The sequence below is a fragment of the Ignatzschineria sp. LJL83 genome (assembly GCF_054871845.1).
Genome location: NZ_JBTXLY010000001.1, coordinates 170,498 through 188,747, shown reverse-complemented (window position 1 = coordinate 188,747; position 18,250 = coordinate 170,498). Strand labels below are relative to the sequence as shown.

At 38.8% G+C, this 18,250-nt stretch carries 13 protein-coding genes and 1 pseudogene; 5 read left to right on the top strand and 9 right to left on the bottom strand.

What is annotated here, in order from left to right; translation table 11 throughout:
* Nucleotides 1-86: 86 nt before the first annotated feature.
* Both rlmB and ACYSN2_RS00810 read right to left on the bottom strand, forming a co-directional pair.
* Nucleotides 87-824 carry a 23S rRNA (guanosine(2251)-2'-O)-methyltransferase RlmB gene (rlmB, locus tag ACYSN2_RS00815; RefSeq protein WP_461748351.1) on the bottom strand — a complete coding sequence of 246 codons (738 nt, stop codon included), beginning with the start codon at nucleotides 822-824 and terminating at the stop codon, nucleotides 87-89.
* Between the two features lie 190 nt (nucleotides 825-1,014).
* Complete coding sequence (locus ACYSN2_RS00810; RefSeq protein WP_461748350.1) at nucleotides 1,015-1,755, bottom strand: tetratricopeptide repeat protein; 741 nt, start codon at nucleotides 1,753-1,755, stop codon at nucleotides 1,015-1,017.
* A 555-nt stretch (nucleotides 1,756-2,310) separates the two neighbouring features.
* On the opposite strand from ACYSN2_RS00810, the gene ACYSN2_RS00805 reads away from it, so the two are divergent.
* From ACYSN2_RS00805 to ACYSN2_RS00790, 4 genes and pseudogenes are all read left to right on the top strand, one after another.
* Complete coding sequence (locus ACYSN2_RS00805) at nucleotides 2,311-3,666, top strand: cytochrome ubiquinol oxidase subunit I (RefSeq protein ID WP_461748349.1); 1,356 nt, start codon at nucleotides 2,311-2,313, stop codon at nucleotides 3,664-3,666.
* A gap of 2 nt (nucleotides 3,667-3,668) precedes the next feature.
* A complete protein-coding gene (locus tag ACYSN2_RS00800) occupies nucleotides 3,669-4,679 on the top strand; it encodes a cytochrome d ubiquinol oxidase subunit II (RefSeq protein ID WP_461748348.1) in 1,011 nt (336 codons plus the stop codon).
* A 258-nt stretch (nucleotides 4,680-4,937) separates the two neighbouring features.
* Nucleotides 4,938-6,074 carry a Na+/H+ antiporter NhaA gene (gene nhaA, locus ACYSN2_RS00795; protein ID WP_461748550.1) on the top strand — a complete coding sequence of 379 codons (1,137 nt, stop codon included), beginning with the start codon at nucleotides 4,938-4,940 and terminating at the stop codon, nucleotides 6,072-6,074.
* A 2,100-nt stretch (nucleotides 6,075-8,174) separates the two neighbouring features.
* Nucleotides 8,175-8,465, top strand: a pseudogene (locus tag ACYSN2_RS00790) (S1 RNA-binding domain-containing protein); the annotation flags it as partial.
* A gap of 614 nt (nucleotides 8,466-9,079) precedes the next feature.
* On the opposite strand, the gene fbaA reads toward ACYSN2_RS00790, so the two are convergent.
* Nucleotides 9,080-10,165 carry a class II fructose-bisphosphate aldolase gene (gene fbaA, locus ACYSN2_RS00785; protein ID WP_461748347.1) on the bottom strand — a complete coding sequence of 362 codons (1,086 nt, stop codon included), beginning with the start codon at nucleotides 10,163-10,165 and terminating at the stop codon, nucleotides 9,080-9,082.
* A 195-nt stretch (nucleotides 10,166-10,360) separates the two neighbouring features.
* On the bottom strand, nucleotides 10,361-11,566 hold the full coding sequence (locus tag ACYSN2_RS00780) for an aminotransferase class I/II-fold pyridoxal phosphate-dependent enzyme (protein WP_461748346.1): 1,206 nt from the start codon (nucleotides 11,564-11,566) through the stop codon (nucleotides 10,361-10,363).
* A gap of 442 nt (nucleotides 11,567-12,008) precedes the next feature.
* Between ACYSN2_RS00780 and typA the strand changes: the two genes are divergently transcribed.
* Nucleotides 12,009-13,832 carry a translational GTPase TypA gene (gene typA, locus ACYSN2_RS00775; RefSeq protein ID WP_461748345.1) on the top strand — a complete coding sequence of 608 codons (1,824 nt, stop codon included), beginning with the start codon at nucleotides 12,009-12,011 and terminating at the stop codon, nucleotides 13,830-13,832.
* Nucleotides 13,833-14,035: 203 nt separating this feature from the next.
* Here typA and ACYSN2_RS00770 read toward each other — a convergent pair whose 3' ends face one another.
* From ACYSN2_RS00770 to ruvB, 5 genes are all read right to left on the bottom strand, one after another.
* Nucleotides 14,036-14,521, bottom strand: a complete 486-nt coding sequence (locus ACYSN2_RS00770) for a hypothetical protein (RefSeq protein WP_461748344.1) — start codon at nucleotides 14,519-14,521, stop codon at nucleotides 14,036-14,038.
* An 89-nt stretch (nucleotides 14,522-14,610) separates the two neighbouring features.
* Nucleotides 14,611-15,549 (bottom strand): beta-N-acetylhexosaminidase, encoded by a 939-nt coding sequence (nagZ, locus tag ACYSN2_RS00765; RefSeq protein WP_461748343.1) that lies wholly within the window; start codon nucleotides 15,547-15,549, stop codon nucleotides 14,611-14,613.
* Between the two features lie 33 nt (nucleotides 15,550-15,582).
* Nucleotides 15,583-16,092 carry a WG repeat-containing protein gene (locus ACYSN2_RS00760; RefSeq protein WP_461748342.1) on the bottom strand — a complete coding sequence of 170 codons (510 nt, stop codon included), beginning with the start codon at nucleotides 16,090-16,092 and terminating at the stop codon, nucleotides 15,583-15,585.
* Nucleotides 16,093-16,116: 24 nt separating this feature from the next.
* A complete protein-coding gene (locus ACYSN2_RS00755) occupies nucleotides 16,117-16,917 on the bottom strand; it encodes a ferritin-like domain-containing protein (protein WP_461748341.1) in 801 nt (266 codons plus the stop codon).
* Nucleotides 16,918-17,028: 111 nt separating this feature from the next.
* Entirely contained in the window at nucleotides 17,029-18,063 is a 1,035-nt protein-coding gene (gene ruvB / locus ACYSN2_RS00750; RefSeq protein ID WP_461748340.1) for a Holliday junction branch migration DNA helicase RuvB, read from the bottom strand.
* Nucleotides 18,064-18,250 lie beyond the last annotated feature (187 nt).

Below are 18,250 nucleotides of genomic sequence, written 5' to 3'. Positions count from 1 at the left end.
ATAATTCAATATTATCAGCTTTATATCAATCTCTAGATTAATAGATAAAAGGATCTTTTAATTCTAATTGAATCAAAACTCAATCCTTACAGTTGATGACGTTGGCGATATGCTTCTGCTAATGTCACGCCGGTAGCAACAGATACGTTTAAGCTTTCGATTTCGCCTTCCATTGGGATTTTGATGATGAAATCGCAATGTTTCTCTGTTAAACGGCGAATGCCGGAACCTTCTGATCCCATCACAATTGCAATTGGGCCACGCAAGTCTGAACTGAAAATCGTCGCTTCCCCGCCGCCGGCTAATCCTGAAACCCAAATGCCACGTTCTTTGATTTTTTCGAGCATTCTTGAAAGATTCGTCACTTCAATAAAAGGGACTCGCTCAGAACTGCCGCTTGAAACCTTGCGTGCAATTGCCGTTAAGCCGCAAGCATTATCTTTCGGAACAATCACGGCATCCACACCGAAAGCTTCGGCACTTCTTAAACATGCACCCACATTATGCGGATCTTGCACTTCATCTAAGATGAGTAAAAATGGCGGATGTTCGAGCTGATCAAGGAGTTTATAGAGGAATTCTTCACTTTCGGCACCACGCACTTCGATCTGCGCAATCACACCTTGATGACGTGAATCTTGCGCCATTTTCTCAATCGTTTGCCCATCAGCACGTTCATAACGGATTTTAAACTCTTCAAGCAGATCATAGAGCGCTTGCATACGTTTATCTTTTCGAGAAGGATCAATTATAACGCGCGTCACACGATCTTCTCTAATTGCCGCTTCTACTGCATGAAATCCATGAATCCATTCTAATGCCATTGTTACTATCTCTCTTTTAATCATATTGAAAACGAAGGGGATAATTATCGCATGTTTTCACGATAAACACAGGTTCATAATGCCGAAATACCGCTTTTCTTTCCGGCATTCGTTCCCTATTCATTTCCGATCCGATTTCGATTCCATTTCATTACAATCTCAATTCAATGCCGATTCAATCGCCGGAAACTTATTTCATCTCCGATAAAATCGTCTTTCCACGCTTGAGCGCTTCTTGATTGATAATCCGAACATGTCTTGGCGCTCTTTTCGCTTCCGCTTGTAATTCTTGAAGCACAGTTTTGGCCTCTTCCGCTTGGTTAAAAGCTAATAACGCTTCGGCATAACTTACTTTTGCTTCAAAACCAGGATAATAACGAATTAGCGTTTCATACTCTTTCAGAGCTTCTGAACTCCCTAATGCCACTAAAGATTTCGCATAAAAGAGATGCGCATCGGGAGAATGATAATCGGGATTTTTCGCACGCAGATCATTTAACACATCCATGCACGCTTGCGGCTCATTGTTGAAGTAGTGACACTGTGCGATTTTCAAAAGAATATCCGGTTCATTTTGCATAATGCCGCTATTACATTCTTGATAGAGCTTTAAAGCTTCGGCATATTTCCCTAGATTAAAAAATGCGAGTGCAAGATCTTGGCGATTTTTCGGTGTCGGCGCATCGGCATAAAGATTTTGTGCCAGCTTTAATTCTTTTTGAGGATTGATCATCTTCCGAAGCTTCTGCTCTGCTTCAACGCCGTGACGAGTATTCATCAATGATGGCAAGATGACCACAATCACATACGCAATAATGCCGACCATCGGCAAGAACAATACAATATAGATCCAATAACGCTCTTGCCCTGTTTTCATCACATGAATGACGATCAAAAGTGCCGGCAGAAGACCTAATAAATATAAAATCATAATAAAGTTACCCGATGAAAATTACCTGATGATGCTTCACAAAAATCATCTATAAATGTTAAAAAAACGATTACGGAATAAAACAGGTATCCATGATCCTGCTTGCGCCGTCATGATCTATTCGCTGAAATAGCATTATCACTTATCTCTCTTCCTGAGGATAAAAGCCCCAAATTTATCTCTCTGTGACGTTTTCAGCATCCTTTATGAAAATCTGTGAAGGTCACATTATAAGAGGCAATATTATAAGGTAATGTTCTAAATATTTCCGTTTTTAAGTTTGCACCTGCGCTTTTCAAAATGAATTTCCCCCTTCTTTTATCCATTAAATATTCTTTTGATTTTATTGATAAGTAAGCAAGATTCATCAAGATCATTCTCCCGATTAGCACTTTCCTCCTGAACTTTATTGTTAATAAATACACCATTAAAAATATTCAAATCAACATTCATAGATATAACTGTGAATATAATTAATATTATCATTAAAATGATTTACAATAATTTAAGATTAAGTCTGTCGATGACACAATGTTCTCTATAAAAGGATTTTCTATGGAACTCGATCCCATTGTTCTTGCTCGCATACAATTTGCGATTAATATTTCCGTTCACATTATCTTTCCAAGTATTACCATTGCCTTAGCATGGTTTTTACTCTTTTTTAAATTGCGTTATCAAAAAACTCAAGATATCCAATGGCTCAATGCTTATAACTTTTGGGTGAAAATTTTTGCGCTGAGTTTTGCAATCGGCATTGTGACAGGCGTGACAATGAGTTTCCAATTTGGAACAAACTGGCCGGGGTTCATGGAAAAAGTGGGGAATATTGCCGGCCCTTTATTAGGTTATGAAGTATTAACGGCATTCTTCCTAGAAGCGACATTCCTCGGTGTGATGCTCTTTGGGCAAAAGCGTGTTTCTCCTTTCATTCATACCTTATCCATTTTTCTTGTGGCAGCGGGAACGACCTTCTCGGCATTTTGGATTATTGCGCTAAACTCTTGGATGCAAACGCCGGCAGGATTTGTCATGATTGATGGCGTTGCACATGTTACGAGCTGGTGGGATGCAATCTTTAATCCCTCTTTCCTCACTCGACTTGCACATATGCTCTTAGCTTCTGGCTTAACGGCAGCATTCTTTATTGCCGGAGTTTCTGCTTATAAAATCATTAAAGGAGATCCCTCGCCAGCAAGCCGAAGATCTCTCAATGCAAGTGTGATTGTTGGGGCCATTTTAATCCCACTCCAAATCTTTATCGGCGATCAATCAGGACTTTTAGTGTTAAAACATCAGCCCGATAAACTCGCAGCCATTGAAGCGATTTGGGAAACGGAAAGCCCTGTTGCCTTTAATATTATCGCTTTTCCGAATGAAACTACTCGCAGCAATGATTTTGCACTACAAGTTCCACATCTTGGAAGCCTGATTTTGACGCATAGTTGGGATGGCCAAGTACAAGGCTTAAATGAATTTAAAGAGCATCCACCTGTTGCCATTGTTTTCTGGAGTTTTAGAATCATGGTGGGAATTGGCTTACTCATGCTCTTTAGCTCATGGATTGGCACAGTGCAACTAATGCGTAAAAAACCGCTCGGTTCCAAAATGCTAAAAGTCTTTACGGCTATGACACTCTCCGGCTGGGTCGCTGTACTCTTTGGTTGGTATACCACTGAAATTGGTCGTCAGCCTTGGATTGTTTACGATCTCATTAAAACAGCGGACGTTGTTGCCCCTCATGGTGTGACTGTCATGATTTCTTCACTGATTCTTTACTGTTTAATTTACGCATTTGTCATTATTAGCTATTTTGCTGTGCTTTTTCATCTCATTAAAAAAACGATTAAAGCCAATATCGAAGCAAAACAATCTGACTCTGCCATTGCTAACCAAAACCTCGGAGGTTAATTATGGATGCTGCTACTATATTACCCGTTATCTTTGCAGGGCTAATGGCTGCTGCGGTCTTCTTCTATATTATCTTCGATGGATATGATTTAGGAATTGGGCTACTTTTCCCCTTCATGAAAAAACGGGAAGATCGAGATGAAATGGTTGCCACTATTAGTCCTTTTTGGGATGCCAATGAAACGTGGATTGTGCTTGGAATTGGCGTGATATTCATTGCCTTTCCTAAGGCTTACGGCGATATTTTAGTATCTCTCTACATTCCAACCGTTACCATGCTCATCGGTTTAATTTTAAGAGGCGCTGCTTTTGACTTTAGAAATACGGCGCCAAAGCCTCGTCAGCCTATGTGGGATAAACTATTTTGCGTTGGTTCTTACATCGCAACGATTTCTCAAGGGGTAATGATTGGTCTATTTGCAACAGGTTTAAATCATACGCCGGCAAATTGGCTCTATGCACTCTGTATCGGCATTGCCCTCTGTTTTGGTTATGTGATTTTAGGCTCTGCATGGCTCATTTTTAAAGCAGAAGGAGAGGTACGTTTATTTGCCGTCAAAGCAATTAAACACTCTGTGTTTCTTGCCTTTTTAGCGATCGTATTAGTATCTATGGCCATGCCTTACACAAGCCCGATCATTTTTAATAAATGGTTTACAATGCCAAACATCATCTATTTAGCACCGATTCCACTCCTATGTTTAATTTTTGCAATCATTCTCTTTATGAATTTGAAATTTATTGAGAAAGACACAACTTACAAACGTGATTGGCTTCCCTATTTATTAGCAGTACTCATTGTGTTATGTACTTTCGTCGGTTTTGGCTACAGTATCTTCCCTGATATCATCATTGATAAACTCACTATTTGGGAAGCAAGCTCAGCGCCGAAAACCTTAGAATTTACACTTTGGGGCGTTAGCATTGTTCTACCATTGATTTTAATTTATACCTTCTATGTCCATAAAATTTTCAAAGGAAAAATCATTCATTCAGACCAATCTGGATATTAAAAAAGGTAAATAAACATCATATGAAGCCTACTTAACCATAAGTGTGTAATTTTCAACCAATTAATAGTAGCTAAATGATATTTTTAAAAAGCACTTCTTTAGAAGTGCTTTTTTATGCTCTATTCAGCGTTTTTTTGAAAGAAAAAATGATAAAACGTTCAAATATGTAAATTAGCTTAGGGAGAAAACTCATTTTTCTATATAATTCTTCACTTAATAAATAAAAGAATAGAATTAAAACTCATTAAGGGATGAATGATGTATCAGAAAATTAAGTATTTTTTCTCGCTTCCGACTGCCGGAGGAATTGTTTTAATGGCTTCGGCAATTTTAGGATTAGTTGCCGCAAATAGCCCTATTTCTCAGGAATATTTCGATTTTTTAAATTTCGACTTTTTCGGATTAAGTACCCTTTTATGGATCAATGATCTCTTGATGGCGATCTTCTTCCTTTATGTAGGGTTAGAGCTGAAACGTGAATTTTTAAATGGAGAACTTGCGACTAATTCCCAAAGAATTTTACCAGGACTTGCGGCATTTGCCGGTTTAGCAGTTCCTGCCGTGATCTACTTTGCATTAAATAAAGGCGATGCAGAAGCAATTCAAGGTTGGGCGATTCCTACGGCAACAGATATTGCGTTTGCTTTAGGAATTGTCGCGCTCTTAGGAAGCCGTGTACCGCTCTCTTTAAAGATCTTCTTAACGGCACTAGCCATTATTGATGACCTTGCGGCAATCGTTATTATTGCGGCATTTTATAGTAATTCTTTACAGCTTAACTACCTTTTAGGCGCAGCCGTCTGTTTAGCAATTCTGATTCTCTGCAATAAACGTGGTATCACAACGCCGATTGTCTATTTAGTCGTCGGTGCAATCCTTTGGTTCTTGGTACTGAAATCTGGTATTCACGCAACGTTAGCCGGCGTTGTACTTGCAATGACAATCCCGCTTAATAACGTGAAAACAAATAAAAAAGGGGAAACACCGCTTATTGCTTGGGAGCATTCATTAAGTAATTGGGTCAGCTTCTTAATCATTCCGCTCTTTGGATTTGCCAATGCCGGCGTTTCTTTTGCCGGAATCGAACTCTCGATGCTGAGCCATCCTGTTGTGATGGGTGTTGCTTTAGGGCTCCTCTTTGGTAAACAAATCGGGATTTTTGGAATGGTCTTTATTGGCGAAAAAATCGGATTATTCAAACGTCCCAATGGCGCAACTTGGTTACAAGTTTACGGCATTTCCCTTCTCTGCGGCATCGGTTTTACCATGAGCCTTTTCATTAGTATGCTCGCATTTGTAAAACCTGAACTTCAAGATTTAAGTAAAATCGGCGTATTCTTAGGATCGCTTGTTTCAGGAATCTTAGGTTATGCAATTTTAAGATTTCACAAATAGATTGTAGATCATTCTTAAAACGCATCTGAAAACAGTTCGTAAAATATTCAAAGCACTTCTTCGGAAGTGCTTTTTTATTTTTGTTCTGAGATTTTACACTTGTTCAAGATCAATTTATGGTGATTTAATATTTTCTCAAGACATCATATCTCACTGATAAGCTAGACAATTTATAATATTTACAATAAACAACAGATCCCTAAAGTTCCTTTTCCCTCAAAATGTTAATTTACGCCGATATATTCATATCGATCTATTTGAGGTTTTGGTGCTTTGGAAAATTATATTTTTGGATATCTGATTATTGGATCATTTATTTTCTGGATTTGGTCTTTTGTGAAGATCACTCAGAAATCCATATTTCTCGCTTTTTTTACGATTATTTTTACAGTTTTTGCCATTTTTGCGTTAGAAAATTCTCTCTCATCCGTCACAGTACCCTTTCATTTTTCCCATCCTTTTATTCCCTTTCCTCATGGATGGGAAGACTTCATTAATTTTATCCCTTACAAATGCGTTCCGATATTACTGCTGATTTCGATCTCAATTGTTGTGATTATCACACCTCTACTGATAGTGCATATTTGTCTTTGGATTCTTACAGATATCGTTTCTGTGGCTTTTTATACAATTACGAACATGAAAGCATCCCATAAAGAAGATGAGCCCGAAAATGATACCTATATCAATCCTTTTTTTGAGGAAGAAAAGGAGCATAAAAAGAAAGAAGTATCATATTCCAAATTTACCCACATCATGAAAGCATTCCTCTTTCCTCTTATTTATGCGTTGTATCCTGCTCTTATTTTTGGAAATATTGTTCTGTTTTGTTTCTTAATCCCTCGCCCTGAAGATATTGAAACAGGATTTAAACTATTCATATTCGGCTCTACATTTAGCTATCTTATTTTCTACCGTTTATTTGTAAAAACCGAGCTATTTTCTTCTGAAGAAATTACGTTTTATCTCCCATTAACCTCTCGCACCAAACCAACTGAAGTGATTGACAGCCCCGAAACTGAAGCTTCTCTAGAGGAAAAAAATAAAGAAGAAATGGAGGAAGAGATCGAAGAAGATGCTTATTGGAACATTCCTAATCCTGATCTCAATGAAACCGACAAGATCTATAATTCTAAAGAAACTCAAAGTCATAAAAACAGTCTAAAAAGCCGTGCAATAGAAACGATGGATAAAATTAGGGAAACGGATTATCTCGATGAACTAGAAGATTTCATAACGGTTACAAAAGATAAAATTCAGAAGGATTCTAAATCATTACAAGAAGATGTTCCGTTATTGATCCCCTTTATTTGGATCGAGCAATGGGCGCTCAATATCTCACCACGAAAAGTCTTATTAACACTTCAAATTTATGCATGCGCCTTTTTGATCTCTTTTCTACTCTCAGTGATCTTTCAACTGACATCTGTAGTATTTTTATTTTTCGCATTTTTTGGTGGATTTGCGATCTCTTTCTACGTTTATGGTCAATATCATCAATCTCTTAAATATTTTTGGGCCACCATTATCAAAATAAGTGCCAAAGATCCGCAAGGCACTATCGCTAAATACTTTAACGCCATGAATGCGGAGATGAGATCTAATCAACAAAATACCTTAATCGTTCTCTATTACTCTCTTCGTGCTACTGCAATCATCCTGATATTTATCAGCTGCATTCAATTCGCTCGGGTCATTTTTCTCCCGATGGAGTTTTTTGATATTTTTATAGAAACGATACAAAGCGCTTTAGGTTGGTTGCCAAGACTATTATTCATCAGCTTCTTCCTCACATCCCTCATGAGAAAACACCTGATCACTCTTTTTAAACATTCTGTAAAAGAGTTTCAAAATTATAAAGATGAGCTCGAAAGCCGAGTTGGACAAGAAACGCTTCAAAACCGCACCCACGAAGAAGTCATTATTAAAGAAAAAATCAAAATGGATGTGGAAAAAAGAAAAGATCAACGCCAAAAACGCGCACAAGGCTTACAGCATGATGCGAAAGTAGCATATGTGGATTCTCGTTATGAAGATAACAAAGTCACCTCAACACCATATTTACCTATTGCCGAAGAAATCGTTGTTTCTGATAACTCTGATAGTTACGCTACAAAACAGAAAAAAGCAAATACCTATAAAGGAAAAATTACCCGTATAGAATCATCCCTAGAAGCCTGCTTTGTAGATTATGGTTCAGAACGTCACGGGTTTTTACCTTTCAAAGAAATTTCTAGAGATTATTTTCTAAATCCTACAGACCACTCCATTGCGATCAAAGATCAATTGGAAGAAGGTCTTGAACTCATTGTTCAAGTTGAACGTGAAGAACGCAGGAACAAAGGCGCAGCACTTACTACATTCATCTCTCCTGCGGGTAGATATTTAGTTAATAACTTTGATGGTATTGATGATTTTGATGATGAAATCCCGTACCACGACACCATTGATCGAAGCCAATTGAGATCCGTATTTTCTAAAGATCCTGATAATCCATTATTGCCGAGCGCTTCATCTGCATCTTCCGAAAGCTCTATTCGAAATTCATCAAAAAGTCCTTTTAAAAATCTGCCGGAAGAATTAGATGATGAACCAACAAAAGATGATTCTTCTGCTGATTCTAATAGTTATGGCAGTAGTTCAAGCGGAAGCGGAGATTCCGGCGGAGGTGATTCGAGTAGCGATTAATGGAAACTATACTGCGGGCGCAAGATTGTGAAATGAGTGCAGGCTTTCCCTCCCGCCACAAATCAGCTCTTTTCGTTCATAATACTGTTTTCATAATTACCTCTATCATGAAATCAGTTTAAAAGCTCAATGGAAAAACAGAGGCTAATTCATCGCTGGTTCGAATGCTTGCATGCTTCCAAACATCCCGCGCCAGCAATATCAATCCTTTTTAAACTTTAAACCAAAACGACTATAAAGCTTAATAAAACAGTAAATAACACCAACAAAAAAGCTTCCCATTAGGAAGCTTCTTCTTAAGTCATGAAACGTCAATCTTAGTTACGGTTCATTGCATTTAAATCTTCATAAGCAACTAATACGCGATCTACTAAACTGATTTGACCTTTACGTAACCATGCACGTGGATCGTAGTATGATTTGTTCGGACCAAATGGGTCTTTTGGATTCCCTAATTGGCTTTGTAAGTAGCCTTCGTTCTCTTTGTAATAGTTAAGAACGCCTTCCCAAGTTGCCCATTGTGTATCTGTATCAATGTTCATTTTGATAACGCCGTAGCTGATCGCTTCACGGATATCTTCTAAACTTGAACCTGAACCACCGTGGAATACGAAATCTAATGATTCTTCAGGAAGATTGAATTTCTCGGATACATATTTTTGTGAGTTATCCAGAATTTTCGGCATTAACTCAACGTTTCCTGGCTTATAAACGCCGTGAACGTTACCAAAAGATGCAGCGATTGTGAAACGTGGGCTTACTTTAATAAGCTCTTCGTAAGCGTATGCAACGTGCTCTGGTTGTGTGTAGAGAAGTGCGTTATCTACTGATGTGTTATCCACGCCATCTTCTTCACCGCCGGTAATGCCAAGCTCGATTTCAAGTGTCATTCCAAGCTTATCAAGACGCGCTAAGTATTCAGCACATGTTGCAACGTTATCTTCTAAAGATTCTTCAGAAAGATCGATCATGTGTGAAGAGAAAAGTGGTTTGCCTGTTTCTGCAAAGAATTTCTCGCCCGCTTCTAAAAGACCGTCAATCCATGGAAGGAGTTTACGAGCAGCGTGGTCTGTATGTAAAATTACAGGAACACCGTACGCTTCTGCCATTGTATGTACATGTTTAGCACCGGCAACCGCACCTAAAACAGCCGCTTCATGGCCGCCATTTCCTGGTAATTTAAGTCCACGACCAGCATAGAACTGTGCGCCACCATTTGAGAACTGAATAATTACTGGTGAATTTGCTTTTGCAGCAGCTTCTAAAACACCGTTAATTGATTCTGTATTTACGACATTAATCGCAGGTAATGCGAAGTTGTTTTCTTTTGCAATCGCAAAAACTTTTTGAAGATCTTCACCAAAAAGAACACCTGGTTTTACGGCATCGAGCACTTTAGACATACTACATATCTCCTACAAGAATTTTGAACAGCCTTATTCTACCTTGTATAAAATCGTAAATCTAGCAACTGTTTCAGATATTTCTTCGCAATAAGCCCAATAAAACTACAGCTTTGAAACACAAACAATAAAAAACTCCTTAAGCCATTGCTATAAGGAGTTTGTATCTATCAGGATATGAATCTCTAATGCTTTTTATTCTGCAAGAAGCCCGTCTTTAATAAAGAGCTTACGAAGATTCTCAAGCGCTTTTTCGGTACGTTCATCTTCTACAATCAAACCAAAACGTACATACCCTTCTCCGCCTTCTCCAAAACCAATTCCCGGTGCTACGGCAACAGAAGCTTCTTTAATAAGCTTTTCCGCAAACTTCATAGAACCTAAATGCTGGTAAGCTTCTGGAATTTTTGCCCAAAGGAACATGGATGCTTTTGGTTTTTTCACATCCCAACCAATCGCAGATAAGCCTTCGCAAAGAAGATTACGGCGATCTTGGTAACGGAGGCGAATCTCTTCCACACAATCTTGCGGTCCTGTTAATGCCGTCACCGCAGCATGTTGGATCGGCGCAAATGAACCATAATCTAAATAAGATTTCATCTTAGTAAGTGCACCAATTAATGTCGGATTGCCCACCATAAAACCTACGCGCCAACCTGCCATATTATAGCTTTTTGAAAGTGTGTAAGATTCAACGGCAATATCAATCGCCCCTTCTACTTCTAAAATCGATGGCGCTTTATAACCATCAAATGAGAGATCTGCATATGCTAAATCGTGCACAATCCAAATGCCGTGTTCTTTTGCAAGTTTCACAATACGCTCAAAGAATGCTAAATCCACACATTCAGATGTTGGATTAGATGGATAATTCAAAAAGAGCATTTTCGGTTTTGGCGAAGTGTTTTCAATTGCGTCTCTAAGATTCGCTTCAAAATCATCTTCAGGACCTGCCGGAATATTCACAACGGTTGCGCCGGCAATAATCGGCCCATAAGGATGAATTGGATATGCAGGATCAGGCGCAAGAATCACATCGCCCTTATCTAACACCGCAAGCGTTAAATCTGCTAATCCTTCTTTCGAACCAATTGTATAAATCGCTTCCGTTTCAGGATTAAGATCGACATTATATTTTTGCTTATACCAATCACAGATCGCTTTTCGTACTGGCTCAATGCCTTTTGAGGCTGAATAACGATGATTTGCACCTTCTCTGGCGGCTTCAACCATGGCGTCGACAATATGTTTCGGCGTTGGTTGATCGGGATTGCCCATTCCGAAATCAATCACATCTTGCCCGGCGGCTGCGGCTTCTGCTTTAAGCTGATCAATCACGCTAAAAACATAAGGTGGCAGTAAATCAAGACGTTTGAAATCTGTAGAAGGTTGTTGTGACATGGAGTTCCTCATTTGCTCTATATTTTTGAAATATTTATTTATTTTATCTATTTATTTTTATTTGAATTTTTACTTTGTAGTTATGAAAAATTCATCAAAATCGCGAGTCATTTTTCTCCTTCACTTCAGCCTAAAGCCTGTTAAAAGCGATATAGGAAAACAAATTACCCGCCTCTTCGCAAATTACTAGTGTTTTAAGATGTTGTCAATCTCTTGAAGAAGACTATTTATTTTATAAATAAAGTCTAGATCACATCATTCCCTAACCTACTAATTTATCGGCATTTAAAGCCATTTCTTATCATAAAAACAGAAAAGAAATTAACTCAATAAATAATCGCAAAATGCGCTATAATACCCGACTAGAAAATAGACAGCCACATTGGATTGCCTAATGAAAACCTTAATTTTCATTAGGGGACTTAGACTTAAAGAAGAGAAAATGATAGATAAATTAAGAAATATTGCCATCATCGCTCACGTTGACCACGGTAAAACAACACTCGTTGACCAGCTTTTAAAAAGCTCGGGCACATTTGATGAGAGAGAAGAAGTTGCAGATCGTGTGATGGACTCAGACCAACTTGAAAAAGAGCGTGGAATCACGATCCTTTCAAAAAACACTGCAATCAACTGGAAAGATTACCGTATTAACATCGTTGATACTCCAGGACATGCGGACTTTGGTGGAGAAGTTGAACGTGTACTTTCAATGGTGGACTCTGTTCTTCTTCTTGTTGACTCAGTTGAAGGCCCGATGCCACAAACTCGCTTTGTAACACAAAAAGCGTTTGCAATGGGCTTCAAACCAATTGTTGTGATCAACAAAATTGACCGCCCAGGCGCACGTCCTGATTGGGTTTTAGACCAAACTTTCGAATTGTTCGATAACCTTGGTGCAACGGATGAGCAATTAGACTTCCCTGTTGTATACGCTTCAGGTTTAAACGGCTTTGCGGGTTTAACAGACGATGTTCGTAGCGGCGACTTTGAGCCACTTTATCAAGCAATCGTAGATCACGTTCCAGCACCTGATGTTGAAGCAGATGCACCATTCCAACTTCAAGTATCTTCACTTGACTACAACTCTTATGTAGGTGTTATCGGTGTTGGTCGTATCAAACGCGGTAAAGTTACAAAAGGCATGTCAGTCACAGTGATTGATACTGAAGGCAAAAAACGTAATGGTAAAATTCAACAAATTTTAGGCTTTCATGGCTTAAATAAAATTGAATTTGATTCAGCGCAAGCGGGAGACATCATCAGCTTTACAGGGCTTGATCCTCTTTATATCTCAGATACTATTTGTGACCCACAACACGTTGAAGCGCTTCCGCCTTTAACCGTTGATGAGCCAACAGTATCGATGATGCTTCAAGTAAACACTTCTCCATTTGCCGGCAAAGAGGGGAAATTCGTTACTTCTCGTCAAATCAAAGAGCGTTTAGAAGAAGAGTTGATTCATAACGTGGCTCTTCGTGTTGAACCAACGGAAAGTGCGGATGTATTTAAAGTATCAGGTCGTGGTGAGCTCCATCTTTCTGTACTCATTGAAAACATGCGCCGTGAAGGCTTTGAGATGGCTGTTGGTCGTCCACAAGTCATTATTCGCGAAGAAAATGGCGTAAAAATGGAACCGTATGAAACGTTAACATTTGACTTAGATGAACAGCATCAAGGCGTCATCATGGAGCAAATGGGAAATCGTTTTGCGGAACTTGTAAACATGGTTCCAGATGGTAAAGGCCGTATTCGTATTGAATATATGATTCCATCACGTGGTTTAATCGGCTTCCAAACAGAATTTATGACATTAACGAGCGGTACAGGTTTAATGTTCCATAACTTCGATCATTACGGTCCTATTAAGAAAGGTTCTGTAGGTCAACGCCAAAACGGTGTATTGATCTCTAATGGTCAAGGTAAAGCACTTGCTTATGCACTCTTCAACCTTCAAGATCGTGGGCGCCTCTTCTCAAGCCATGGTGATGAGATTTATGAAGGTCAAATCATCGGTATTCATAGCCGTGATAATGACTTAGTTGTGAACGCACTTCGTGCAAAACAACTGACAAACATCCGTGCTGCCGGTACTGATGAAGCATTAACACTTGTAACGCCAATCAAATTAACACTTGAGCGTGCAATTGAGTTCATTGATGACGACGAGTTAGTGGAAGTAACCCCTAAATCAATCCGTATTCGTAAGCGTTACCTTTCTGAAGCAGATCGCCGTAAAAATCAACGCGCTGCGAAAGACGAGTAATTGAATCAAGATCATTATTGAAGTTTTACCTCAAAACAAAAACCGCTTAATAATTAAGCGGTTTTTTATTACTTGTTATTCATAGCTTACAGCCAGTTAAATCAATAGATTACAACAGAATCTTGCTTATCCCACAACTATGATCAAGTTGTCCTAAATGTTATCCACAGAAATTGTGCATATCTCCCCATAACTTCTGATCACTATTCAGGTCTCGGCTTTTCTCTACCTGGAATAAAAAACAATACAGTAACCACAGGTAATGCCAAAATCATAGAAAACAGTTCAAAAATTCCTAAATTTTCCACATATATGCTAAAGCCACGCATTACAAATAACGTAATCCCTAAAATTTGGATCAAAAAAAACAAAACTAAAGAAATAATAATGATCTTTAAATACTTTAGTTTTGGAAGTATATCCCTCAACCGTAAAACTATCGTTCTAAAAAAACAACATTGATAAGGCAAAGAAATTATTAATAAAATTAGATACCGCTGGACTAGGCTAGTCTGTGTATACACTCCTAGGAGTAATAATAAGAAATGTAATATGAGAGCGATTATAGATATTAAAATAATTGCCAACAAATTAAATGCAGCAAATTCTAATCTTCCTATATATTCATTACTCTTAAATGAAAAGCTCCAGAATTGTGCGCGACGATATCTTTTAATAATTTGCGTCATGATAATTAATCCACTCTTTTAAAAATTTCTTAATTATCATAGTCAGAGTTATGCAAGTATTTGTAAACAATCTCTATCTTAGATCTATATCAATCTTCTGATAATAGCGCTCTAATTGCACTCATATCATTACAAAGTAGAACGATATTAATGCCGGCATCAAAGCATGCGGATACTTTCTCTTGAACGGTTCCTAAATGATCTGCGCCTTTCATATCGAGATCATCGCTAATAATAACGCCGGAGAATCCTAAAGTTTCTCGAAGATATTGCATCCATTTCGGAGAAGTGACCGCAGTATTTTCAGCATCTAATGCCGAGAAAATAATATGCGCAGGCATCATTCCTTCAATGCCGGCACGAATGAGTTTTTTAAACGGTAATAAATCTGTTTGCTCTAGATCCACAAGGGTTCTATCATCTTTTGCGATCGCCAAATGCGTATCAATATTCACAAATCCATGTCCTGGAAAATGCTTGGCAACGCCGATAGATCCTTCACTTTTCAAGCCTTCATAAAATTGCACTACAAGCTTAGAAACAGCCGCCGCATCTGAATGAAAAGCACGATCTCCAATGGCGGGATTCACGCCATAATCAAGATCACACACCGGCGCATAACTAAAATCCACACCGACTTCTCGAAGCTCTTTTGCAATCAGCGCACCGGCACCATAAGCGCTTTCTAAAGCTTTTTCCGGATCTTCATCATATAACTCGCCGAACGTTCGCATTGCCGGAATTGCTGTGAAGTCTTCTCTGAAACGTTGAACCCTTCCACCTTCATGATCCACAGAGATTAATAATGCCGAATTAATCTTTTTGATACTTGCCGTTAATGCTAAGAGCTGCGGAATATCTTGATAGTTTCGTGCAAACAAAATCACACCGCCGACAAGGGGATGCTTCAACCATTCTTTCTCTTCATCTGTTAGAAAAATACCAGAGATTCCGATAAAAACAGATGACTGTAACGATAATAACTGCTCACGAATGTGTGTACTTCTAGCAACCAAAACATTTCCCATATATTTAAATCCCTCTATTCAACAAGTATGTTGTTAGCGTTCAGGTCTATCAAGAAGAAACCATTCTTCAGCTTCCCAATAAGAATATTCGCCATCTCTAATTGTCTGACATTTAAGTCCCACTTCAGCTCGACCGTTTCGAAAAGGATGAGCGCATTCATAAATAGGATAAACCGCGATTTCACCCGTAGTTTCATCCGCAAACCCAATTTTGCCATTTTTACGAATACGATAATATCCTTCTGAAGAATAATCAGGTCCATTATCAAACATATAAACATCATAAGGCTGTTGTAAATTTTTATCAAAATAATACCATTGCCAATTAAATCTTACTAAACAGTAGTGATATGGATTATCATCTTTAAAGCATTGTTTAACATAAAGTCGCTCCTCATTTACACTATTACTATCAAAGTAATTTTCCAATAGATAGCGCCTAGCCTCATCAGGAGTCAAAACATCCTGAGCAAAAACTGCCTTAAAAGAAAAAAACAGTGCAATCAATGCTATTAAGCCATACTTATATTTTGAAAAAACCATCACAAGCCTATCCTTTCAATGAGATTATTTTAAATCAATGGATTCTACTAAATAATCAATTTCTTCTTGGGTAAATCCTGAACGTAATCGAGCTTCTACATTAAAAGGCGGTCTTAGGGTTTGTCCATATTCTTTGATGAGATCAAAAAAGGTCTCTTTTGCCGGCAAGTTTCTCTCATCACAAAGATAACGATACCAGTGATTTCCCACTAAAACATGCCCTTCTTCTTCTTGAAGAATGATTTCTAATAAACCAATGAGCTCATCTTCTTTCGCATGTTGTAAACGGCGAATGATTCCCGGCGTGACATCAAGTCCTCGCGCTTCCAAAACTCTTGGCACAAGCGCCATTCGAATCAAGGGATCATGCGCTGTTTTATCTGCAGAATCCCATAAGCCATTATGCGCTTCAAAGGCGCCATAAAAAGAATCAAACGATTCCAAATATCCTGTGAGCATTAAAAAGTGCTTTGCTTCATCTTTTGCGACAAAGAGCCAATCTTCATAAAATTTTGCCGGCATATTCCGAAATCGAAATGCCGCATCTAATCCAAGATTGATCGCATTAAATTCAATATGACAAATAGCATGTACAAGGGCTAATATTCCCTCTTTTGAGCCTAATCCTCGGCGAGGAACATCTTGCGGATTAATAAGTTCCGGTTTTGCAGGTCTTCCCGCCGGCAGAATCTCCGTCACATCTTCCGCCGTAAATGGCACAATATTACCGGCAATGAGATCCTCATATAGTTGATCGACTTTCCGGCATTTTAAAAAAGGATCCGCTTCATACAGGGCATCGCCCACACGTTCATAAAAATTCATAATGTTTCTTTTGCTTTAAGTAATATTCATTTAAATCACGATCTGTTTTGAGTCTTATTTTTCTGGGGTTTTTTTGAGTTTTTTGCAATTTATCTTGGAATGATTGTTTCGCTATTCATCGGCAGAATCTTCATCATTGAGTTCATCCACATTCATGCCGAAATATCGCAAACAATGCTTCGTAGCAACTCGTCCTCTCGGCGTTCGCATGATAAATCCTTCTTGAATGAGAAATGGCTCGATCATATCTTCGAGCGTGCCCTTCTCTTCGCCAAGTGCCGCTGCTAACGTATCAATTCCCACAGGACCACCATCAAATTTCTCCACAATTAAACGCAGGAAATTGCGGTCATGCTCATCTAATCCGGCATTATCGATATCCAGCATTTCTAGCGCACTTTGTGCAATTTGAATAGTAATATCGCCGTTAGATTCCACTTCTGCGACATCTCGAACTCGGCGCAGTAAGCGGTTAGCAACACGCGGCGTTCCCCGAGATCGTCGACCAATTTCAAACGCACCTTCATCTGTAATAGGCGCACCTAAAAGGCTTGCTGAGCGATTGACGATTTTTGTCAGCTCATCATTGGTGTAGAACATTAACCGAGAAACAATCCCGAAACGATCACGAAGTGGCGAAGATAAAAGTCCCGCTCGTGTAGTTGCACCAATCAGTGTAAATGCTGGCAAATCAATCTTCACAGAACGAGCGGCAGGACCTTCTCCGATCATAATATCGAGCTGATAATCTTCCATTGCCGGATAAAGCACCTCTTCCACAGCAGGATTTAAGCGATGGATTTCATCAATAAAGAGAATATCGTTCTCTTCCAAGCTCGTTAAAATCGCCGCTAAATCGCCGGCTTTCTCTAAAATCGGCCCTGAAGTTTGCTTTAAGCCAACGCCCATTTCATAAGCAATAATATGCGCTAGCGTTGTTTTCCCTAAGCCCGGAGGACCAAAGAGAAGCACATGATCGAGCGCTTCTTCTCGTTGCCTTGCCGCTTGAATAAAGATATTTAACTGCCGGCGAATAGGTGCTTGTCCTGTATAATCCGTGAGCTTTTTGGGGCGAATGGCACGATCAATGACCTTATCTTCTTCCAAAGGCTGCTCGCTGACAATTAGTCGATCTGACTCTAACATTCATTCCCCTTATTTAATTGAACTGTATCTCTCATTTAATGAAAGGCTATCTTACCAAAAAAGAACGCCGCAATGATCTCTCTTTTCAAAGAATCATTACGGCGTTGATCTGTATTCATTCGTAACTTATCTAATGACTTTATCTCAAAATCGCATTGCAATATGGCAATACTAGCGATATTGGTAA

Bases quoted from the DNA above. Each gene is read 5' to 3' on its own strand.
- rlmB (WP_461748351.1), bottom strand. From the start codon at position 824: ATGGCATTAGAATGGATTCATGGATTTCATGCAGTAGAAGCGGCAATT.
- ACYSN2_RS00810 (WP_461748350.1), bottom strand. From the start codon at position 1,755: ATGATTTTATATTTATTAGGTCTTCTGCCGGCACTTTTGATCGTCATT.
- ACYSN2_RS00805 (WP_461748349.1), top strand. From the start codon at position 2,311: ATGGAACTCGATCCCATTGTTCTTGCTCGCATACAATTTGCGATTAAT.
- ACYSN2_RS00800 (WP_461748348.1), top strand. From the start codon at position 3,669: ATGGATGCTGCTACTATATTACCCGTTATCTTTGCAGGGCTAATGGCT.
- nhaA (WP_461748550.1), top strand. From the start codon at position 4,938: ATGTATCAGAAAATTAAGTATTTTTTCTCGCTTCCGACTGCCGGAGGA.
- fbaA (WP_461748347.1), bottom strand. From the start codon at position 10,165: ATGTCTAAAGTGCTCGATGCCGTAAAACCAGGTGTTCTTTTTGGTGAA.
- ACYSN2_RS00780 (WP_461748346.1), bottom strand. From the start codon at position 11,566: ATGTCACAACAACCTTCTACAGATTTCAAACGTCTTGATTTACTGCCA.
- typA (WP_461748345.1), top strand. From the start codon at position 12,009: ATGATAGATAAATTAAGAAATATTGCCATCATCGCTCACGTTGACCAC.
- ACYSN2_RS00770 (WP_461748344.1), bottom strand. From the start codon at position 14,521: ATGACGCAAATTATTAAAAGATATCGTCGCGCACAATTCTGGAGCTTT.
- nagZ (WP_461748343.1), bottom strand. From the start codon at position 15,549: ATGGGAAATGTTTTGGTTGCTAGAAGTACACACATTCGTGAGCAGTTA.
- ACYSN2_RS00760 (WP_461748342.1), bottom strand. From the start codon at position 16,092: ATGGTTTTTTCAAAATATAAGTATGGCTTAATAGCATTGATTGCACTG.
- ACYSN2_RS00755 (WP_461748341.1), bottom strand. From the start codon at position 16,917: ATGAATTTTTATGAACGTGTGGGCGATGCCCTGTATGAAGCGGATCCT.
- ruvB (WP_461748340.1), bottom strand. From the start codon at position 18,063: ATGTTAGAGTCAGATCGACTAATTGTCAGCGAGCAGCCTTTGGAAGAA.